This is a genomic window from Streptomyces pyxinicus (genome assembly GCF_024753135.1).
GTDB classification, from domain to species: domain Bacteria; phylum Actinomycetota; class Actinomycetes; order Streptomycetales; family Streptomycetaceae; genus Streptomyces; species Streptomyces pyxinicus.
On the sequence record NZ_JANUGP010000027.1, the window covers coordinates 21,717 to 40,054 of the forward strand.

Here is an 18,338-nt window from a genome sequence, read left to right on the forward strand (position 1 = left end):
CGGACGCGGGGGCGCGCGGGGCGCGGGCCGTATGAGGTACGCGGGGAGGTTCGCTCCCCCCGTCTCGCTACAACGCGCCCTTGCGGGTCAGTTGGTTGAAGGCCAGCCACCCCGGCAGCACCGGCAGCCACAGGGTCAGCAGACGGAACAGCAGGACCGCCGGGGCGGCGACCTCCTTGGGCAGGCCGAAGGCGATCAGGCCGAGCGTGAGGCTCGCCTCCACCGCGCCGACGCCGCCCGGGGTGGGCGCGGCGGAGCCGAGCGCGTTGCCGGCGAGGAAGACGACCGCGACGCTGGCGATGCTCAGGGAGGCGGAGTCGTCGCCGAACGCGCGGACCGAGGCGTCCAGGCACATCACGAAGCAGGCGGTCAGCAGCAGCATGCCGCCGATGCCGGTGACGAGCTTCTGGGGCCGCTGGAGCACGTCGAGCATGCGCGGCACGACTCCGGCGAACAGCGACCGCACGCGCGTGACGACGAACTTCCGCAGGAACGGCACGGAGGTCACCACGAGCACCAGCACCGCCACGGTCAGCAGACCGGCGATGACCGTACGGGACGGCGACAGCGACGGCGTCTTCTCGGTGCCGGTCAGATAGCCGAAGGACAGCAGCATGAGGATGTGGCAGCCGAGCCCGAACAGCTGCGAGGCGCCGACGCTCGCCACCGCGAGACCCGGACGGACGCCGGTGCGCTGCAGGAAGCGCGTGTTCAGTGCCACACCGCCGACGGCGGCCGGTGCCACGATCTTCACGAAGGACCCGGCGACCTGCGCCGCCACCGTCCTGACGAACGGCACCCGCTCCGGCACGAAGCCCAGCAGCGCCATCGCGGCGGCCACGTAGCTGAGCGCCGAGAACAGCACCGCCGCGGCCACCCAGCCCCACTGCGCCTGCGCGAACAGCGTGCCGAACTCGATGTGGGTGAGCTGCGTCAGCAGGTAGTACGCGCCGATGGCGCCGGCGATGAAACTTATCAGCGTGCGCGGCCGGATCCGCTCCAGACGGGCCGGCTCGACCGGGGCCTGCGGCCTGATCAGCAGCACCTGGTGGCGGATCTGGGTGAGCAGGTCCTCCTCGCGGGCCTCGTCCACGGCCTCGTCGATGGCCCGCCGCTCCGCGCGCTGCTCGGCCCGCGCCGTCTTCTTGTCGGGCTTCTCCGGCACCGGTCCGGCGGCCTCGGCCGCCTCCTCCAGGCGGGCCTGCTTGGCCTGCCGGGACGCCTCCAGCACGGCCTCGCGCTCGCGCTGGGCGCGCTCGCGGGCCAGCCGGCGCAGGGTCGCGCGGGTGGAGCGGGTCAGGGCGATCGGCTGGAGCATCGGCAGGCAGTCGGCGACCGCGTCCGGGCCGAGCACGTCCACCGCCGAGGCGACGGCCCGCTCCGCGCCCACCCGCAGGCCGAGCGTGGTGACCAGCTGGGCGATGTCCATGCGCAGCAGCAGATCCCCGGCCGCGATCTCGCCGCCGCGCAGTTCGGCGAGGATCACCCTGCCGGAACGATCCACCAGGATGGCGTCACCGGCCAGCCTGCGGTGCGCGATACGGCGGGACTGCAACGCCCGCACCTGGTGCCAGGTGTTGCGCAGCAGGTCGTCGGTGATCTCCTCGTCGGCCAGCGAGTCCAGCGTGCGTCCGCCGGTGTGCTCGTAGACGAGTATGACCGCGTCGGGGCCGAGTTCGGAGGTGGCGATCAGCTTGGGGGCGTTGGCGCCGGCGGCGATCGCGGCGTACGCGAGGAGGGCCTCCTGCTCCAGGGCCTGGCGCAGCGACTGGAGGCTGGAGCGGGTGGCGAAGCCGCGCAGGGTGAGGTTGCGCCAGGCCCGGTAGAAGAAGCCCTGCGCCTGCTGTTCCCGGTCGACGACCGTGACGTCCAGCGGCGGGCCGTCCTCCAGGGTGACGAAGTAGCGCCGGCCGCGGTCGCCGTTCTCCGTCTCGACGGTGTCCTCGCGGGCCGCGCCGACGGGGTGGAAGCCGACGTGCCTGAGGCCCGCCATCAGGGTCTGCCCGGTCGGGCGCACGTTCGGGGAGCCGACCGCGTACAGGGTGCCGTAGGCGATGGTCCAGCCGATCAGCACCGTCAGGATGATCGAGAAGGGGGTGGTGTAGCCGGTGACGAGCATCGAGAACGCGTCGAGCAGCAGCACGATCCACAGCACCGCGCGCCAGCGGGGCCGGCGGGACATGCCGACGGCCGTCATATAGGCGATCACCGGTGCCAGGTAGCCGTGCACGGGGTCGGTCAGCGCGTGCACGTCGCCCGGTGAGGGCTGGGTGAGCGCGTCCTGGATCGAGCCGGGGGCGGCCCGCGCGACCCACAGGTCGGTGGCGAGGGTCACGCCGTGGGCCAGGACGGCCGCGAGGACGCCGTCGGCGATGCGCAGCCCGTCCCGTTTGATCAGCCGTTCGATCGCGAAGGCGACCGGGACCAGCAGGATCGCGATGCTGGACGCCAGTCCCGCGATCTTGATGAGCAGGTCCGGGGCCTGTCCGGTGCCCTTGTTGATGTCCTGTTCGAGGCCCGAGGTGGTGCCGTGCGCGAACGCGGCGATCGCGAGCAGTACCGCGATGGCGAGGACACCCACCAGGAGCCGCATGAGGTCCGAGGGACGGTGCACGCGCGCGGGGAGCAGCGGTTCGTCGCCCTCGACGGCCTCCGCGTGCGGATCGTCGCCGGCGCCCGGACCGTGGTCGGGGGGCGTGTTCTTCAGCATGTGCGCCCCCTTGTCCGTGTCCGTCTCGTCATGGCCGTCGTCGTACGCCCGCGCGCGGGGGGCGTCTTCCCCGGGTGCCGCAGCGCCCTCGCCCCCCGCGCGCGTGCCGTCGTCCGCTCCGGCCGAGGCCGCGCGGGCGGTGTCGGGGCGCGCGGCGGCGTCAGGGGTGCCCGCCGCGTCCTCGGGGTGCGCGCCCTGCTGTTTCATGGCCTCTTCTTGGTCTCGTATCACCGGTCACCGCTCGCACGATGGTGGCATGCCCCATCGGCACACGCGGCCATCAGGGTGCGCATGCGCGGGCGCACAGTCTGCCGGAAGCCCCGGTCCGGGGCGAGGGGAACCCGGTGTCCCGACCCGCGCGCGATGTCGGCGGGGTGCGGCAGGATGGGGCGAATGAGTGAGCAGAAGCCGGCCGGGATCCCCGGTGGGGACCACCCCGACGCGCTTCCGGAGTACGCCGAGCGGGTCCTGGAGGTCGCCGAGCGGATTCCGCCGGGGCGTGTCATGACGTACGGCGACGTCGCCGAGTGGCTCGCCGAGGGCGGCCCGCGCCAGGTGGGCCGGGTGATGGCCCTCTACGGCGGCGCCGTCCCGTGGTGGCGCGTGGTGCGTGCCGACGGCGCGCTGCTGCCCGGGCACGAGCTGCGCGCCCTCGGCCACTACCGCGCCGAGGGCACCCCGCTGCGGGAGGCGGGCAGCAGCGCCGAGGGGCATCTGCCGCGGCTCGACATGCGGCGCGCCCGGTGGGACGGCGACAGCTGACAGGGGACGGAGGGTCACACCTGCCAGCTTCCGTCATCGCCTGCCGGCCGGGCGGGCCCATAGTCCGTTCGGGTGACAGGGGGGACATCCGCGGCATGACGTACGTTCGTGAGGTGGGGGACTCGTGTGACGCGAGGACCCAGGGAGCCGCGAGAGCCGCGAGGGAGGAAACGGAAGCTGTCCTTCCGGTCGGCGTGGCGGCGTAGCGTCGACCGCGCGCGTCTCCCGCGCCCCGCGGCCGGCGTCCCGCACCCGCGACCGCCCGCCCATCCGTACGACCACCAGGACCGGCCGACCACGTGAGCTCCTCCTCCACCACCAGGCGACTGCCGCATTCCCAGGCGCGGCAGGGGAGCCGTGGCGCCTACCGGCTGGTCCGCACCCCGCCGGCCACCGTGGCTCCCACCCGTCTGGACGCCGCGCAGCGCGCCGTGGTTGACCACCGCTCCGGTCCGCTGCTCGTCCTCGCCGGCCCCGGCACCGGCAAGACCACCACCCTGGTCGAGTCCGTCGCCGCGCGGATCGCCCGCGGCGGCGACCCCGAACGCGTCCTGGTCCTGACCTTCAGCCGCAAGGCCGCCGTCGACCTGCGCGACCGCATGGCCCGGCGCATGGGCGCCGCCCGCGCCCCCCGGGCGACCACCTTCCACTCGTACTCCTACGCCCTGGTCCGCGCCCACCAGGACAGCGGCCTGTTCGCCGAGCCGCTGCGGCTGCTCTCCGGGCCCGAGCAGGACGTCACCGTCCGCGAGCTGCTCGCCGGCCAGCCCGACCTGGAGCGGCTCGGCCTGCACCACGTGCGCTGGCCCGACGAACTGCGCGCCTGCCTCACCACCCGCGGCTTCGCCGACGAGGTCCGCGCGGTCCTCGCCCGCAGCCGCGAACTGGGCCTCGGCCCGGATGCCCTGGACGCCTTCGCACGCCGCACGGGCCGCCCCGACTGGCGGGCCGCCGCCGCCTTCCTCGCCGAGTACCTCGACGTGCTCGACCTCCAGGGCGTGATCGACTACGCCGAGCTGGTGCACCGCGCGGTCCTGCTCGCCCACCGCCCCGAGGTCGCCGCGCGCCTGTCCGCGCGGTACGACGCCGTGTACGTCGACGAGTACCAGGACACCGATCCCGCGCAGGTACGGCTGCTGCGGGCGCTGGCCGGCGGCGGCCGGACCCTGGTGGCCCTCGGCGACCCCGACCAGTCGATCTACGCCTTCCGGGGCGCCGACGTCAACGGCATCCTGCGCTTCCCCGAGGCCTTCCCGCGCGCGGACGGCCGGCCCGCGCCCGTCGAGGTGCTGCGCACCGCCCGCCGCTCCGGCGCCGACCTGCTGGCCGCGACCCGTCTCGTCACCCGGCGCATGCCCCTGACCAGGCTGCCCGCCGACAAGGTCCGCGCCCACCGCGAGCCCGACGCGGTGCGGGACGGCGGCCGCGTCGAGGTCTACACCTACCCGACGCCCGGCACGGAAGTGGACAACATCGCGGACATCCTGCGCCGCGCGCACCTGGAGGACAAGATCCCCTGGAGCGACATGGCCGTCCTCGTGCGCGCCGGCGCGCACGCCCTGCCCACCCTGCGCCGCGCCCTCACCTCGGCCGGCGTCCCCCTGGACATCGACGGCGACGACCTGCCCCTGCGCCACGAGCCGGCGGTGGCCCCCCTGCTGACGGCCCTGCGCGCGATCGCCACGGCGGAGGCCCGGAGCCGTGACGCGGGGACGGCGGAGGGGGCCGGTGCCGTGGACGCCGAAGGCGCGGAGGTCACGCGAAGCTCCGAGACCGGGGACACCGCCCACGCGCCCGCCGTGACCGCCCCCGGCACCCCCAGGCTCGACACCGAGACCGGCACCGCCCCCGGCACCCCTTGGCTCGACACCGAGACCGCCCTCACCCTGCTCGCCTCCCCCCTGGCCGGCATGGACACCGCCGACCTGCGCCGTCTCGGCCGCGCGCTGCGCGAGGAGGAGCGGGCGGCCGGCAATCCGCTGCCGCCGCCCTCCGACACCCTGCTGGCGCGGGCGCTCGCCGAACCCGAGCGGCTGGCCGTGCACGACCCGGCGTACGCGCGGGGCGCACAGCGCCTGGGCGCCCTGCTCCGCAAGGCCCGGGAGCGCCTCGCGGCCGGCGGCACCGCCGAGGAGGCGCTGTGGGAGCTGTGGGCGGGCACCCCCTGGCCGAGCCGCCTGGAGCGGGCCGCCCGGCGCGGCGGCGCGGCCGGCCGCAACGCCGACCGGGACCTGGACGCCGTGTGCGCCCTGTTCGCCACCGCCGCCCGCGCGGAGGAACGCACCGGCGGACGCGGCGCCCTGAACTTCCTGGCGGAGACCGAGGCCGAGGACATCGCCGCGGACACCCTCGCCCGCCGCGCGGTACGCCCCGACGCCGTACGCCTGATGACCGCGCACCGCTCCAAGGGCCTGGAGTGGCGGCTGGTGGTCGTCGCCGGCGTCCAGGAGGGGCTGTGGCCCGACCTGCGCCGCCGCGGCTCCCTGCTGGAGGCCGACCGCATCGGCCGCGACGGTCTCGCCGAACCGCTCACCCCGGGCGCGCTGCTCGCCGAGGAGCGGCGCCTGTTCTACGTGGCCGCCACCCGCGCGCGCGAGCGCCTGGTCGTCACCGCCGTACAGGCACCGGCCGACGACGGCGACCAGCCCTCCCGCTTCCTGACCGAACTGGGCGTCGAACCCAAGGACGTCACCGGGCGCCCCCGCCGCCCGCTGTCGGTCGCCGCGCTCGTCGCCGAGCTGCGCGCCACCACCGTCGACCCGCGCGGGTCCGCCGCGCTGCGCGAGGCCGCCGCCCGCCGGCTGGCCCGGCTCGCCGCGCTCACCGACGACGACGGCCGCCCGCTGGTGCCGGCCGCGCACCCCTACCGCTGGTGGGGCATGTTCGAGCCGACCGAGAGCAAGGTGCCGCTGCGCCACCGCGACCAGCCGGTGGTGCTCTCCGGCAGCGCCCTGGACCAGCTCGCCAACACCTGCGCCCTCCAGTGGTTCCTCGGCCGCGAGGTGAAGGCCGACGCGCCCGCCACCACCGCGCAGGGCTTCGGCAACGTCGTCCACGTCCTCGCCGACGAGGTCGCCTCCGGCCGTACCCCGGCCGACCTCGACGCCCTGATGGAGCGCCTGGACTCGGTGTGGAACGCGCTCGCCTTCGACGCCCCCTGGAAGTCCCGGCAGGAGAAGGACAACGCGCGCGTGGCGCTCGAACGCTTCCTGAACTGGCATGTGCTGGACCGCACCGGCCGCACCACCGTGGCCAGCGAGCGGGACTTCGACGTCACGCTCGCGGCGGGCGACTACGAGATCCGGATTCGCGGCCAGATGGACCGCGTGGAGAGCGACGGTGACGGCCGCGCCTACGTGGTCGACTTCAAGACCGGCAAACAGGCGCCGACCGCCGCCGAGGTCGCCCGCCACCCCCAGCTCGCCGTCTACCAGCTCGCCGTCGGCGAGGGCGCCGTCGACGACGCCTTCGACGGCGAGCGGCCCGAACCGGGCGGCGCCGAACTCGTCCACCTCCGGCAGGGCGCCGCCCGGCGCGACGGCGGCGAGAGCCTGCCCAAGGTGCAGACCCAGGAGCCGCCGGCGGGGGAGTGGGTCGGCGAACTGCTGGCCAACGCCGCCGGCAAGGTCCTCGACGAGCGGTTCACACCGAGCGCCGGCCAGCACTGCGCGCACTGCGCGTTCCGCGCCTCGTGCAGCGCCCGGCCGGAGGGCCGGCACGTGGTCGAGTGAGACACGGCGGGCCGAAGCACGCGCGGTGAGGCGCGGCCGGCCCGGTCGGCGGCGAGGGGGACGCGGCCGGCCCGGGTGACGTACCGCACGCACGGCCCGCTCCGACCTGCGCTTCCGCCTCCCCGGGCGGCCGGCGTGGCCGCGACTGTCAGTGGCCGCCGCTAGCCTCTTTCCTCATGTCCGCCCGTATCACCGACCCCGAGCAGCTCAAGGAGCTGCTGGGGATCCCGTTCACCCCGGAGCAGACGGCCTGCATCACCGCGCCGCCCGCCCCGCAGGTGATCGTGGCCGGCGCCGGGTCGGGCAAGACCACCGTGATGGCCGCCCGCGTGGTCTGGCTGGTCGGCACCGGGCAGGTCGCCCCCGAGCAGGTCCTCGGCCTGACCTTCACCAACAAGGCCGCCGGCGAGCTGGCCGAGCGCGTCCGCAAGGCCCTGGTCAGGGCCGGCGTCACCGATCCCGACGCCATCGACCCCGAGAACCCGCCGGGCGAGCCGGTCATCTCGACGTACCACTCCTTCGCCGGCCGTCTCCTCACCGACCACGGCCTGCGCCTCGGCCTGGAGCCCAGCGCCCGCCTCCTCGCCGACGCCTCCCGCTACCAGCTCGCCGCGCGGGTGCTGCGCGAGGCACCCGGCCCCTACCCGGCGCTGACCCGCTCCTTCGCCGACCTGGTCAGCGACCTGCTCACCCTCGACTCCGAACTCGCCGAGCACCTGGTCGCACCGGAGGAGCTGCGCGCCTGGGACGCCGGACTGCTGGACACCCTGGAGGGCACCAAGCTCAGCAACGCCGACCTGCGCCGGGTCCCCGAGACGGCCGCGGCCCGCCGGGAACTCGCCGAACTCGTCGGGCGTTACCGGGCCGCCAAACGCGAGCGGGACCTGCTCGACTTCGGTGACCAGATCGCCCTGTCCGCCCGCCTGGCCGGCCTCCCCGAGGTGGGCCGGCTGCTGCGGGAGGAGTTCCGCGTGGTCCTCCTGGACGAGTACCAGGACACCTCCGTGGCCCAGCGGGTCCTGCTCGCGGGCCTCTTCGGCGCCGGCACCGGCCACCCGGTGACCGCCGTGGGCGACCCCTGCCAGGCCATCTACGGCTGGCGCGGCGCCTCCGTGGCCAACCTGGACGACTTCCCCGAGCATTTCGCCCGCGCCGACGGCCGCCCCGCCACCCGGCAGGCGCTCAGCGAGAACCGGCGCAGCGGCGGCCGCCTCCTCGACCTCGCCAACGGCCTCGCCGAGCCGCTGCGCGCCCTGCACGCGGGCGTGGAGGCGCTGCGCCCGGCCCCCGGCGCCGAGTACGACGGCACGGTCCGCTGCGCCCTGCTGCCCACCCACGCCGAGGAGATCGACTGGATCGCCGACTCCCTGGCCCACCTGGTGCGCACCGGCACGCCCCCCGGCGAGATCGCCGTGCTGTGCCGCACCGCGACCGACTTCGCCGAGATCCAGGGCGCCCTCGTCGCCCGTGACGTCCCGGTCGAGGTCGTCGGCCTGTCCGGGCTGCTGCACCTGCCCGAGATCGCCGACCTCGTCGCCGTCTGCGAGGTCCTCCAGGACCCCGGCGCCAACGCCTCCCTGGTACGGCTGCTGACCGGGCCGCGCTGGCGCATCGGCCCCCGCGACCTCGCCCTCCTCGGCCGCCGCGCCCGGCTGCTGGTCGCCCACGCGCGCGGGGACGACACCGACGACCCGGACCGTCGGCTCGCCGCGGCCGTCGAGGGGGTCGACCCGTCCGAGGTGATATCGCTCGCGGACGCCCTGGACACGTTCCTGGAGTCGCCCGCGGAGGACGGCACGCACGACGACGGGCTGCCGTTCTCGTCCGACGCGCGCGTGCGCTTCGCCCGGCTCGCCGCCGAACTGCGCGATCTGCGCCGATCCCTGTCCGACCCGCTCATGGACGTCCTGCACCGCGTCCTCGCGGTCACCGGCCTTGAGGTGGAGCTGTCGGCGTCCCCGCACGCGCTGGCCGCCCGCCGCCGCGAGACCCTGTCCAACTTCCTCGACGTCGCCGCCTCCTTCGCCGCGAGCGACGGCGAGGCCACCCTGCTCGCCTTCCTCGCCTTCCTGCGCACCGCCGCCCAGTACGAGAAGGGCCTCGACAACGCCCTGCCGGGCGGCGAGAACACCGTCAAGGTGCTCACCGCGCACAAGTCCAAGGGCCTGGAGTGGGACGTCGTGGCGGTCCCCGGACTCGTCACCGGCACCTTCCCGAGCGCCCAGGGCCGCGAGAAGTGGACCGCGCAGGCCAAGGTGCTGCCGCACGCCCTGCGCGGCGACGCCGACACCCTGCCCGACATCGGCTCGTGGGACGCGCGCGGCATGAAGGCCTTCCACGAGGCCATGAAGGACCACCAGCACACAGAGGAACTCCGCCTCGGCTACGTCACCTTCACCCGCCCCCGCTCCCTGCTGCTCGGCTCCGGCCACTGGTGGGGCCCCACCCAGAAGAAACCGCGCGGCCCCTCCGACTTCCTCCAGGCCCTGTACGGCCACTGCGCCGCCGGGTACGGCGAGATCGAGGCCTGGGCCGACCCGCCCGCCGAGGAGGAGCAGAACCCGGCCCTGCGTGCGGCCGGCGCCGACCAGGTGTGGCCGCTCCCGCTGGACGCCGACGCCCTGGCCCGCCGCCGCAGGGCCGCCGAGACCGTCCTCGCCCACCTGGACGCCCTCACGGTCCCCGGCGACGACACCCCACCGCTCACCGACGACCCGGACTGGCCGACTCCGCCGGACGACGAGCCGTACGAAGAGGACGTCCCCTGCGACGAGGACGTCCCCTACGAGGGGGAGGACCCCTTTGCCGACGAGCCGCCGTACGAGCCGCCGTACGAGCGGTCATATGAGTCGCCGTACGAAGGCGCCCCCGCGGAGAACGCCCCCACCCGCCATCCCACCGTCCCCCACCAGGCCCCCGCGCCCCCCACCGACACCGCCCTCACCCCCGAAGAGGCGCGCACCATCGCCTCCTGGGACCGCGACCTCGACGCCCTCGCCGGTGAGCTGCTGCGCGCCCGGCAGGCGGTGACGGACGTCCCGCTGCCCGCCACGCTGACCGCGACGCAGCTGCTGCGGCTCGCGGAGGACCCCGACGGGCTCGCGCAGGAACTCGCGCGCCCCATGCCGCGCCCCCCACAACCCGCCGCGCGCCGGGGCACCCGCTTCCACGCCTGGGTCGAGGCCCGCTTCGAGGAACTGACCCTGCCCCTGCTCGAACCGGACGAGCTGCCCGGCACCGATGCCGAGATCGCCGACGAACGCGACCTGGAAGCCCTCAAGGAGGCATTCGAACGCACCCCGTACGCCCGCCGCACCCCCTACCGGGTCGAGGCACCCTTCCAGTTCACCCTCGCCGGCCGCGTCGTACGGGGCCGCATCGACGCCGTCTACCGCACCGGTGAGGGCGACGAGGCGACGTACGAGATCGTCGACTGGAAGACCGGCCGCACCCGCGCCGCCGACCCCCTCCAGCTCGCGGTGTACCGGCTGGCCTGGGCCGAGCAGCAGGGCGTACCGCCCGAGTCCGTCACGGCCACCTTCCTGTACGTGCGCACCGGCGACGTCGTACGCCCGGAGGGCCTGCCCGGCCGCGAGGCGCTGGAGCGGCTGCTCACCGGCGAACCGGAGACCGCGCGGGAAGCACGCTGACCGTGGCGTACCAGACAGCCCCGGTGTGACGAACCGCCCGCCGGGGATGTCCGTGCGGGCCGATAGGCTCGTGAGCATGAGCCCCACCCCGGACAGCGCCGTCCGCACGTACATCGACCGGCACCGCGCCGCCTTCCTCGACGACCTCGCCGCCTGGCTGCGCATCCCCTCCGTGTCGGCGCAGCCCGAGCACGCCTCCGATGTACGGCGCAGCGCCGACTGGCTCGCCGCCAAGCTCCGCGAGACCGGCTTCCCGACGGTGGAGGTGTGGCCGACCGAGGGCGCCCCGGCCGTCTTCGCCGAGTGGCCCTCGGCCGACCCCGACGCCCCCACCGTGCTCGTCTACGGCCACCACGACGTGCAGCCCGCCGCCCGCGAGGACGGCTGGGACAGCGAGCCCTTCGAGCCGGTCGTCCGCGGCAACCGCCTCTACGCGCGCGGGGCGGCCGACGACAAGGGCCAGGTGTTCTTCCACACACTCGGCGTCCGCGCCCACCTCGCCGCCACCGGCCGCACCACCCCCGCCGTCACCCTCAAGCTGCTGATCGAGGGCGAGGAGGAGTCCGGCTCCCCGCACTTCCGCGCCCTGGTCGAGGAGCACGCCGAGCGGCTCGCCGCGGACGCCGTCATCGTCTCGGACACCGGCATGTGGTCCGAGGACACCCCGACCGTGTGCACCGGCATGCGCGGCCTCGCCGAGTGCGAGATCCGGCTGTACGGCCCCGACCAGGACATCCACTCCGGGTCCTTCGGCGGCGCCGTGCCCAACCCGGCCACCGCCGCCGCCCGCCTGGTCGCCGCGCTGCACGACGAGCACGCGCGCGTGGCCGTCCCCGGCTTCTACGACGGCATCGTGGAACTGACCGACCGGGAACGCGAACTCTTCGCCGAACTCCCCTTCGACGAGGAGCGCTGGCTGCGCACCGCCAAGTCCCGCGCCGCCCACGGCGAGGCCGGGCACACCACCCTGGAGCGGATCTGGGCCCGCCCGACCGCCGAGGTCAACGGCATCGGCGGCGGCTACCAGGGCCCCGGAAGCAAGACGATCATCCCGTCCTCCGCGACGGTCAAGCTGTCCTTCCGGCTGGTCGCCGGCCAGGACCCCGCGCACATCGAGAAGGCCGTCCGCGCGTGGGCCGCCGAGCAGGTGCCCGCCGGGATCCGGGCCGAGATCGACTTCGGCTCCGCCACCCGCCCGTGCCTCACCCCGCTCGACCACCCCGCGCTGCGGTCCGTGGTCCGCGCCATGGGCCGTGCCTTCGAGGGACCGGTCCGCTTCACCCGTGAGGGCGGTTCCGGGCCCGCCGCCGACCTCCAGGAAGTCCTCGGCGCCCCGGTGCTCTTCCTGGGCATCTCCGTCCCCTCCGACGGCTGGCACGCCCCCGACGAGAAGGTCGAACTGGACCTCCTCCTCAAAGGCGTCGAGACCAGCGCCTACCTGTGGGGAGACCTGGCCGACACCTGGCGCCCCGCACCCTGACCGGCCGGCGCCGCACGGACGGACACCGCGCGCGGGGCACACTGGAAGAACCGCCCCGAACCGCCCGGCCCGCCACGCCGCCGCCCGACGCCGGACGCCCTGAGGACCGCGCCGCGCCGAACCCGCCACGCCCTGCCGAACCGCCCGCCGACACGAGAACCGCCGCACTGGGGGAGTTGGAAGCACCCGTGACCACCTGGACCGACGACACAGCAGACCGACCCATCTCGCTGACCGCCCCGAGCGGCATCGACCGCGCCGCCCACCACCGGCAGGACGAGGCCTGGCTCGCGGCGGCGTGGAGCCACCCCACCACCCGCTGCTTCGTCGTCTCCGGCGGTCAGGTCCTCGTCGACGAGACGCCCGACGGCCGTACCGAACTCGTCATGACCCCGTCCTTCGAAGCCCCGCTCACCGAGGCACACCGCTACTTCCTGGGCATCGACGAGGACGGCGTCAGCTACTTCGCGCTCCAGAAGGACTCCCTGCCCGGCCGCATCGACCAGTCCGCCCGCCCGGCGGGCCTGCGCGAGGCCGGCCTGCTGCTCTCCCCGCGCGACGCCGGCCTCATGGTGCACGCCGTCGGCCTGGAGAACTGGCAGCGCACCCACCGCTTCTGCTCCCGCTGCGGCGAGCGCACCGTCATCGCCGCGGCCGGCCACATCCGCCGCTGCCAGGCCTGCGGCGCCGAGCACTACCCGCGCACCGACCCGGCCGTCATCATGGCCGTGACCGACGCCGACGACCGCATCCTGCTCGGCCGCCAGGTCCACTGGCCCGAGGGCCGCTTCTCCACGCTCGCAGGATTCGTCGAGCCCGGCGAGTCCATCGAGCAGGCGGTGCGCCGCGAAGTCTGCGAGGAGGTCGGTGTCACCGTCGGCCCCGTCGAGTACGTCGCCAGCCAGCCCTGGCCCTTCCCGTCCAGCCTCATGCTCGGCTTCACCGCCCGCGCCACCTCCACCGACATCGAGGTCGACGGCGACGAGATCCACGAGGCCCGCTGGTTCTCCCGCGAGGACCTCCACGACGCCTTCGAGTCCGGTGAGGTCCTGCCCCCCTACGGCATCTCCATCGCGGCCCGCCTCATCGAGACCTGGTACGGCAAGCCCCTGCCCACCCGCAGCTTCGTCTGAGGCGCTCCGGGTGGGCAGGGACCCGTACTGGAACCACAACGTCCACTACCACCGAGCCGTGCTGGCAGCCGTCCCCCACGGCTGCCGCACGGCCCTGGACGCCGGCTGCGGCGACGGCCTGCTCGCCCGCAAACTCGCCACCCGCGCGGAAGCGGTCACGGGCATCGACCGCTCACCGGAGATGATCCGCCGCGCCCGCGCCCGACAGCCGGCGAACGTCACCTACGTCACCGGCGACTACCTCGACGGCACCGCGCTCACCGAAGACGGCTACGACTTCGTCAGCGCGGTCGCCGTCGTGCACCACGCCCCCTTCGAGGACGCGCTCGCCGCACTGACCCGCCTCGTCACCCCCGGCGGCCGACTCGTCATCGTCGGCCTGGCCCGCAACCACACCCGGCTGGACTGGCTCATCAGCGCCTGCGGACTGCCCGCCAGCAGACTGCTCGCGCGTCTGCGGGGCGGCAAACGCGACCCTGACGGCATGCCCCTGGCGCACCCGCCCCTGCACTGGGGCGAGGTCCGCGCCGCGGCCCGCCGGCTGCTGCCCGGCTGCCACTACCGGCGACGGCTGCTGTGGCGCTACGTCGTCGTGTGGGACAAGCCAGGCGTCGTGTGGGACAAGCCAGTCGTCGGGTGGGACGAGCCACGAGAAAGCGGCCCCTGAGACACCGAGGTCCCAGAGGCCGCCTCCGCGGAACCGGACGCACCGGTCACGCGGCGAGCTTCTGCTTCACCTGAGCCAGAGAGGGGTTCGTCAGGGTCGAGCCGTCACCGAACAGCAGCGTCGGCACCGTCTGGTTCCCGCCGTTCGCCTTCTCCACGAGCGCGGCGGACTCCGGGTCCTGCTCGATGTTGACCTCGGTGTAGGCGATGCCCTCCCGGTCCATCTGGCTCTTCAGCCGCCGGCAGTAACCGCACCAGGTCGTGCTGTACATCGTCACGGTGCCCTGCATGTCTTCGCGCTCCTCAGGCAGCTCGGAAAAGTCCTACGGTGCCAGAACGCGGGCCACCCGCCCGCCATTCCCGTCGGGGGTATGCGGGAGTCGGTCCGCCCGCGGCTGTGACACTCGCCGCACCGGTACGACTATCAGAGCCCGCCTGTGGACAACCGGCACAGCCGTCTCCGGCGACCTGGCAGCATGGCGGGGTGACAGCAGCAACGCACTCCTCCCTCTTCCCGCGGGTACCGGACTCGGCCGACGCGGTGCTCGAAGGGCTCGACCCCGAGCAGCGCGAGGTGGCCACCGCCCTGCACGGGCCGGTGTGCGTGCTGGCCGGAGCGGGCACCGGCAAGACCAGGGCGATCACCCACCGCATCGCCTACGGCGTGCGCGCGGGCATCCTCCAGCCCTCCACCGTCCTCGCCGTCACCTTCACCAACCGCGCCGCCGGCGAGATGCGCGGCCGGCTCCGCCAGCTCGGCGCGCAGGGCGTCCAGGCCCGCACCTTCCACTCCGCCGCCCTGCGCCAGCTCCAGTACTTCTGGCCGAAAGCCATCGGCGGCGGCCTGCCCCGGATCGTCGACCGCAAGGCGCAGCTCGTCGCCGAAGCCGCCGCGACCTGCGGCACCAGACTCGACCGGGGCGAGCTGCGCGACGTCACCGCCGAGATCGAATGGTGCAAGGTCACCCAGACCGTCCCCGCCGACTACCCGTACGCGGCAGCGAAGGCCGGCCGGGAAGCCCCCCGCGACCCGGGGGAGATCTCCCACCTCTACGCGGCCTACGAAGACCTCAAACGCGACCGCGCGGTGATCGACTTCGAGGACGTCCTGCTGCTCACCGTCGCCATCCTCCAGGACCGCGCCGACATCGCGGCACAGGTCCGCGCCCAGTACCAGCACTTCGTCGTCGACGAGTACCAGGACGTCAGCCCACTCCAGCAGCGCCTGCTCGACCTGTGGCTCGGCGACCGCGAGAGCCTGTGTGTCGTCGGTGACGCCAGCCAGACCATCTACTCGTTCACAGGAGCAACGCCCGACCACCTCCTCGACTTCCGCGCCCGGCACCCCGGCGCCACCGTCGTCAAACTCGTCCGCGACTACCGCTCCACCCCCCAGGTGGTCCGCCTCGCCAACGGCCTGCTCGCCCAGGCCCGCGGCCGAGCCGCCGACCACCGGCTGGAACTCGTCTCCCAGCGCGCCCCCGGCCCCGACCCCCTCTACACCGAGTACACCGACGAACCCGCCGAGGCCGAAGGCGCGGCCCGCCGCATCAGGGAACTGATCGACGCGGGCGTCCCCGCCGCCGAGATCGCCGTGCTGTTCCGCACCAACGCCCAGTCCGAGACCTACGAACAGGCCCTCGCCGACGCCGGCGTCCCCTACCAGCTGCGCGGCGCCGAACGCTTCTTCGACCGGCCCGAGATCCGCAGAGCGGGCGCCGCCCTCCGCGCCGCGGCCCGCTTCGGCGCCAACGACTCCCTGCTCGACGACGCCGACGACCTGCCCTCTCAGGTCCGCGCCGTACTGTCCGGCGAGGGCTGGACCGCCGCGCCCCCGGCCGGATCCGGCGCCGTCCGAGAGCGCTGGGAGTCCCTGACCGCCCTCGTCAACCTCGCCCAGGACCTCACCGCCGCCCGGCCCGGAGCCGGCCTCGGCGACTTCGTCACCGAACTCGACGAGCGGGCCGGCGCCCAGCACGCCCCCACCGTCCAGGGCGTCACCCTCGCCTCCCTGCACGCCGCCAAGGGCCTGGAGTGGGACGTCGTCTTCCTGGCCGGCGTCGCCGAGGGCATGCTCCCCATCACCTACGCCAGGACCGACGAGCAGATCGAGGAGGAACGCCGCCTCCTGTACGTCGGCGTCACCCGCGCGAGGGAGCGGCTGCACGTCTCCTGGGCCCTCTCCCGCTCACCCGGCGGCCGGCCCAGCCGCAGGCCCAGCCGGTTCCTCGCGGGCCTGCGCCCCGGCACCACCGCCACCGTCGGCGCCACCGGCTCCGGAGCCGCCGGCGGCGTCGAGCGGGGGACCGGCGCGAGCACCGCTGCCGCCCCCCGGCGCGTCCAGCGCACCCCGGCCCGCTGCCGGGTCTGCGGCCGCACCCTCACCGACGCGGGCGACATGAAGCTGATGCGCTGCGAGGACTGTCCCTCGGACATGGACGAAGGGCTCTACGAAAGGCTGCGCGAATGGCGTGCCGCCCAGGCCGCCCGCAGCGGCCAGCCGGACTTCTGCGTCTTCACCGACCGCACGCTGATGGCCATCGCGGAGGCGCGACCCGAAAGCGCCGCCGACCTCTCCCGCATCCCTGGCGTCCTCAGCCGCAAGCTCCGCGGCTACGGACCCGATGTTCTGGCCATCTGTGCAGGTCAGGAGCCTGATGGGGGCGTCGATGGAGACTGACGGCAACTCGTCGAAAAAATAGTTTGCGCATGCCCCGGCAATCCCCATAGGTTCTAGGCACGGAAGCGGCGGCCTTCTCCGAAGGCCCGGCTCCGTGATGTACTTGCACACCCGCACGGACTGGTTCGTCCCAGTCCCCAAGACGCCGAGAGGAGGCGAGTCCAGTGATCAGCATCAACACCAGCACCACCAGCACGGCCAAACTGACCGATCGCCCGACCGTCTCCACGTGCATGCTCGGCGCCTCTTTCCAGGGCACCGGTCTGTCCGGCATTCGTGCCGTCCGTCCGGCGTCCTCCCTGTCTCTCGCGGATCTTCCCGTCCGTGAGCGCAATGAGCGACCGACCAAGGCACTGGAAGCGGTAGCGGCACAGGCGAACGCCTATGCCCTGGCGGCGGCCGGTGCCGGATTCCGGAAGCAGACGAAGCAGCACCAGCACCACCTGATGTGGGCCTTCCGTGGGCCAGAACCCTGGAGCGATCCAGCCTGACAGCGATCAGGCCGGCGCCTTCAGGGCCGCGGAACCCCACCCGGGATCCGCGGCCCTTCTGTTTTCCCCGAACGGGGACGACGGAGCGAAGGGGCCTCGGGACAAGAAAAGAACCCGGTACCACCGCCACCCGGCCAACCGGCCGGAACGACCAGACGAGGAAGACCACCCGTGCATCTCGAAGCGCACGCCCCGTCCGTACCGCCTTCACGAACGCTCCCCCCGCCCGGCCTCACGGAGGACTCCACCTTGACCCCCCTCACCGCGCTCACCGCGCTCGACGACGCCATCGAGAACCTCGGCGTACCCGTCCCCTGCCGCTCCTACGACCCCGAGGTCTTCTTCGCCGAGTCGCCCGCGGACGTCGAGTACGCCAAGTCCCTCTGCCGCACCTGCCCGCTGATGGAGGCCTGCCTCGCCGGCGCCAAGGAGCGGCGTGAGCCGTGGGGCGTCTGGGGTGGCGAGCTGTTCGTCCAGGGCGTCGTCGTCGCCCGGAAGCGGCCGCGTGGCCGCCCGCGCAAGAACCCGGTCACAGCATGAACACCGCAGGAACGATCGACCGCCCCCTCACGCACGACCCCAAGAAGCAGGATCCGATGAAGCCGTCCACCAGCGAGCCCGCCGGCTCCGCGACCACAGACGTCACCACCACCCGCGCGACCGAGTCGCGTCAGAACAGGAACCGAGAAATGCAACTCATGCAAGAAGCCCTGGCTCGTGCGCATATGCACGACCGACTCCGTGAGGCCGTGAGCGAGCGTCAGGCCATGCGCCTGGCGGTCGCCCAGCGGATGCAGCGCCGCGCCGAGCGCGCCTCGCTGCGCGCCCGCCGCGCGCTGGCCATGGCCGTCATGCAGTAATCCACCCACACCGGAAGCGGTGGCCTCCCTGCCCAGGGAGGCGAAGTCTTCCCCGCGGGGGCCGGTCCGGCCGAACGGACCGGCCCGCGCAGTGCGTTGCGCCGGGCGATCGGCCGGGCGCGTGATGATCGCCGCCGGGTGACGCGTCGTTCCGGAGACGGTGACCGTGGGCAGG

General features: G+C 74.1%; 12 protein-coding genes. 10 read left to right on the forward strand and 2 right to left on the reverse strand.

What is annotated here, in order from left to right:
* Positions 1 to 67 precede the first annotated feature (67 nt).
* Entirely contained in the window at positions 68 to 2,917 is a 2,850-nt protein-coding gene (locus NX794_RS28050) for a lysylphosphatidylglycerol synthase transmembrane domain-containing protein (protein ID WP_258781990.1), read from the reverse strand.
* A 186-nt stretch (positions 2,918 to 3,103) separates the two neighbouring features.
* Between NX794_RS28050 and NX794_RS28055 the strand changes: the two genes are divergently transcribed.
* The 6 genes from NX794_RS28055 to NX794_RS28080 all read left to right on the forward strand — a co-directional run bounded on the left by NX794_RS28055 (position 3,104) and on the right by NX794_RS28080 (position 14,133).
* A complete protein-coding gene (locus NX794_RS28055) occupies positions 3,104 to 3,472 on the forward strand; it encodes an MGMT family protein (RefSeq protein WP_258781992.1) in 369 nt (122 codons plus the stop codon).
* A gap of 299 nt (positions 3,473 to 3,771) precedes the next feature.
* Positions 3,772 to 7,203 (forward strand): ATP-dependent helicase, encoded by a 3,432-nt coding sequence (locus NX794_RS28060; protein WP_258781993.1) that lies wholly within the window; start codon positions 3,772 to 3,774, stop codon positions 7,201 to 7,203.
* A gap of 176 nt (positions 7,204 to 7,379) precedes the next feature.
* A complete protein-coding gene (locus NX794_RS28065; RefSeq protein ID WP_258781994.1) occupies positions 7,380 to 10,853 on the forward strand; it encodes an ATP-dependent helicase in 3,474 nt (1,157 codons plus the stop codon).
* Positions 10,854 to 10,929: 76 nt separating this feature from the next.
* Positions 10,930 to 12,333: a dipeptidase gene (locus tag NX794_RS28070; RefSeq protein WP_258781995.1), complete on the forward strand. Its 1,404-nt coding sequence runs from the start codon at positions 10,930 to 10,932 to the stop codon at positions 12,331 to 12,333.
* Between the two features lie 188 nt (positions 12,334 to 12,521).
* The gene (nudC, locus tag NX794_RS28075; protein ID WP_258781996.1) at positions 12,522 to 13,466 is read left to right on the forward strand and encodes an NAD(+) diphosphatase; all 945 of its coding nucleotides are present in this window, start codon (positions 12,522 to 12,524) and stop codon (positions 13,464 to 13,466) included.
* Positions 13,467 to 13,476: 10 nt separating this feature from the next.
* Complete coding sequence (locus NX794_RS28080; protein ID WP_258781997.1) at positions 13,477 to 14,133, forward strand: class I SAM-dependent methyltransferase; 657 nt, start codon at positions 13,477 to 13,479, stop codon at positions 14,131 to 14,133.
* Positions 14,134 to 14,179: 46 nt separating this feature from the next.
* Here the strand turns inward: NX794_RS28080 and NX794_RS28085 are convergent, their stop codons facing one another.
* Entirely contained in the window at positions 14,180 to 14,422 is a 243-nt protein-coding gene (locus NX794_RS28085; protein ID WP_258781999.1) for a mycoredoxin, read from the reverse strand.
* Positions 14,423 to 14,529: 107 nt separating this feature from the next.
* On the opposite strand from NX794_RS28085, the gene NX794_RS28090 reads away from it, so the two are divergent.
* From NX794_RS28090 to NX794_RS28105, 4 genes are all read left to right on the forward strand, one after another.
* On the forward strand, positions 14,530 to 16,812 hold the full coding sequence (locus tag NX794_RS28090; protein WP_428985975.1) for an ATP-dependent DNA helicase UvrD2: 2,283 nt from the start codon (positions 14,530 to 14,532) through the stop codon (positions 16,810 to 16,812).
* Positions 16,813 to 16,976: 164 nt separating this feature from the next.
* On the forward strand, positions 16,977 to 17,303 hold the full coding sequence (locus tag NX794_RS28095; RefSeq protein WP_258782004.1) for a hypothetical protein: 327 nt from the start codon (positions 16,977 to 16,979) through the stop codon (positions 17,301 to 17,303).
* A gap of 171 nt (positions 17,304 to 17,474) precedes the next feature.
* Positions 17,475 to 17,843 (forward strand): WhiB family transcriptional regulator, encoded by a 369-nt coding sequence (locus NX794_RS28100; RefSeq protein WP_258782005.1) that lies wholly within the window; start codon positions 17,475 to 17,477, stop codon positions 17,841 to 17,843.
* Complete coding sequence (locus tag NX794_RS28105) at positions 17,840 to 18,163, forward strand: hypothetical protein (RefSeq protein WP_258782006.1); 324 nt, start codon at positions 17,840 to 17,842, stop codon at positions 18,161 to 18,163. The genes NX794_RS28100 and NX794_RS28105 overlap by 4 nt, the downstream gene beginning before the upstream one ends.
* Positions 18,164 to 18,338 lie beyond the last annotated feature (175 nt).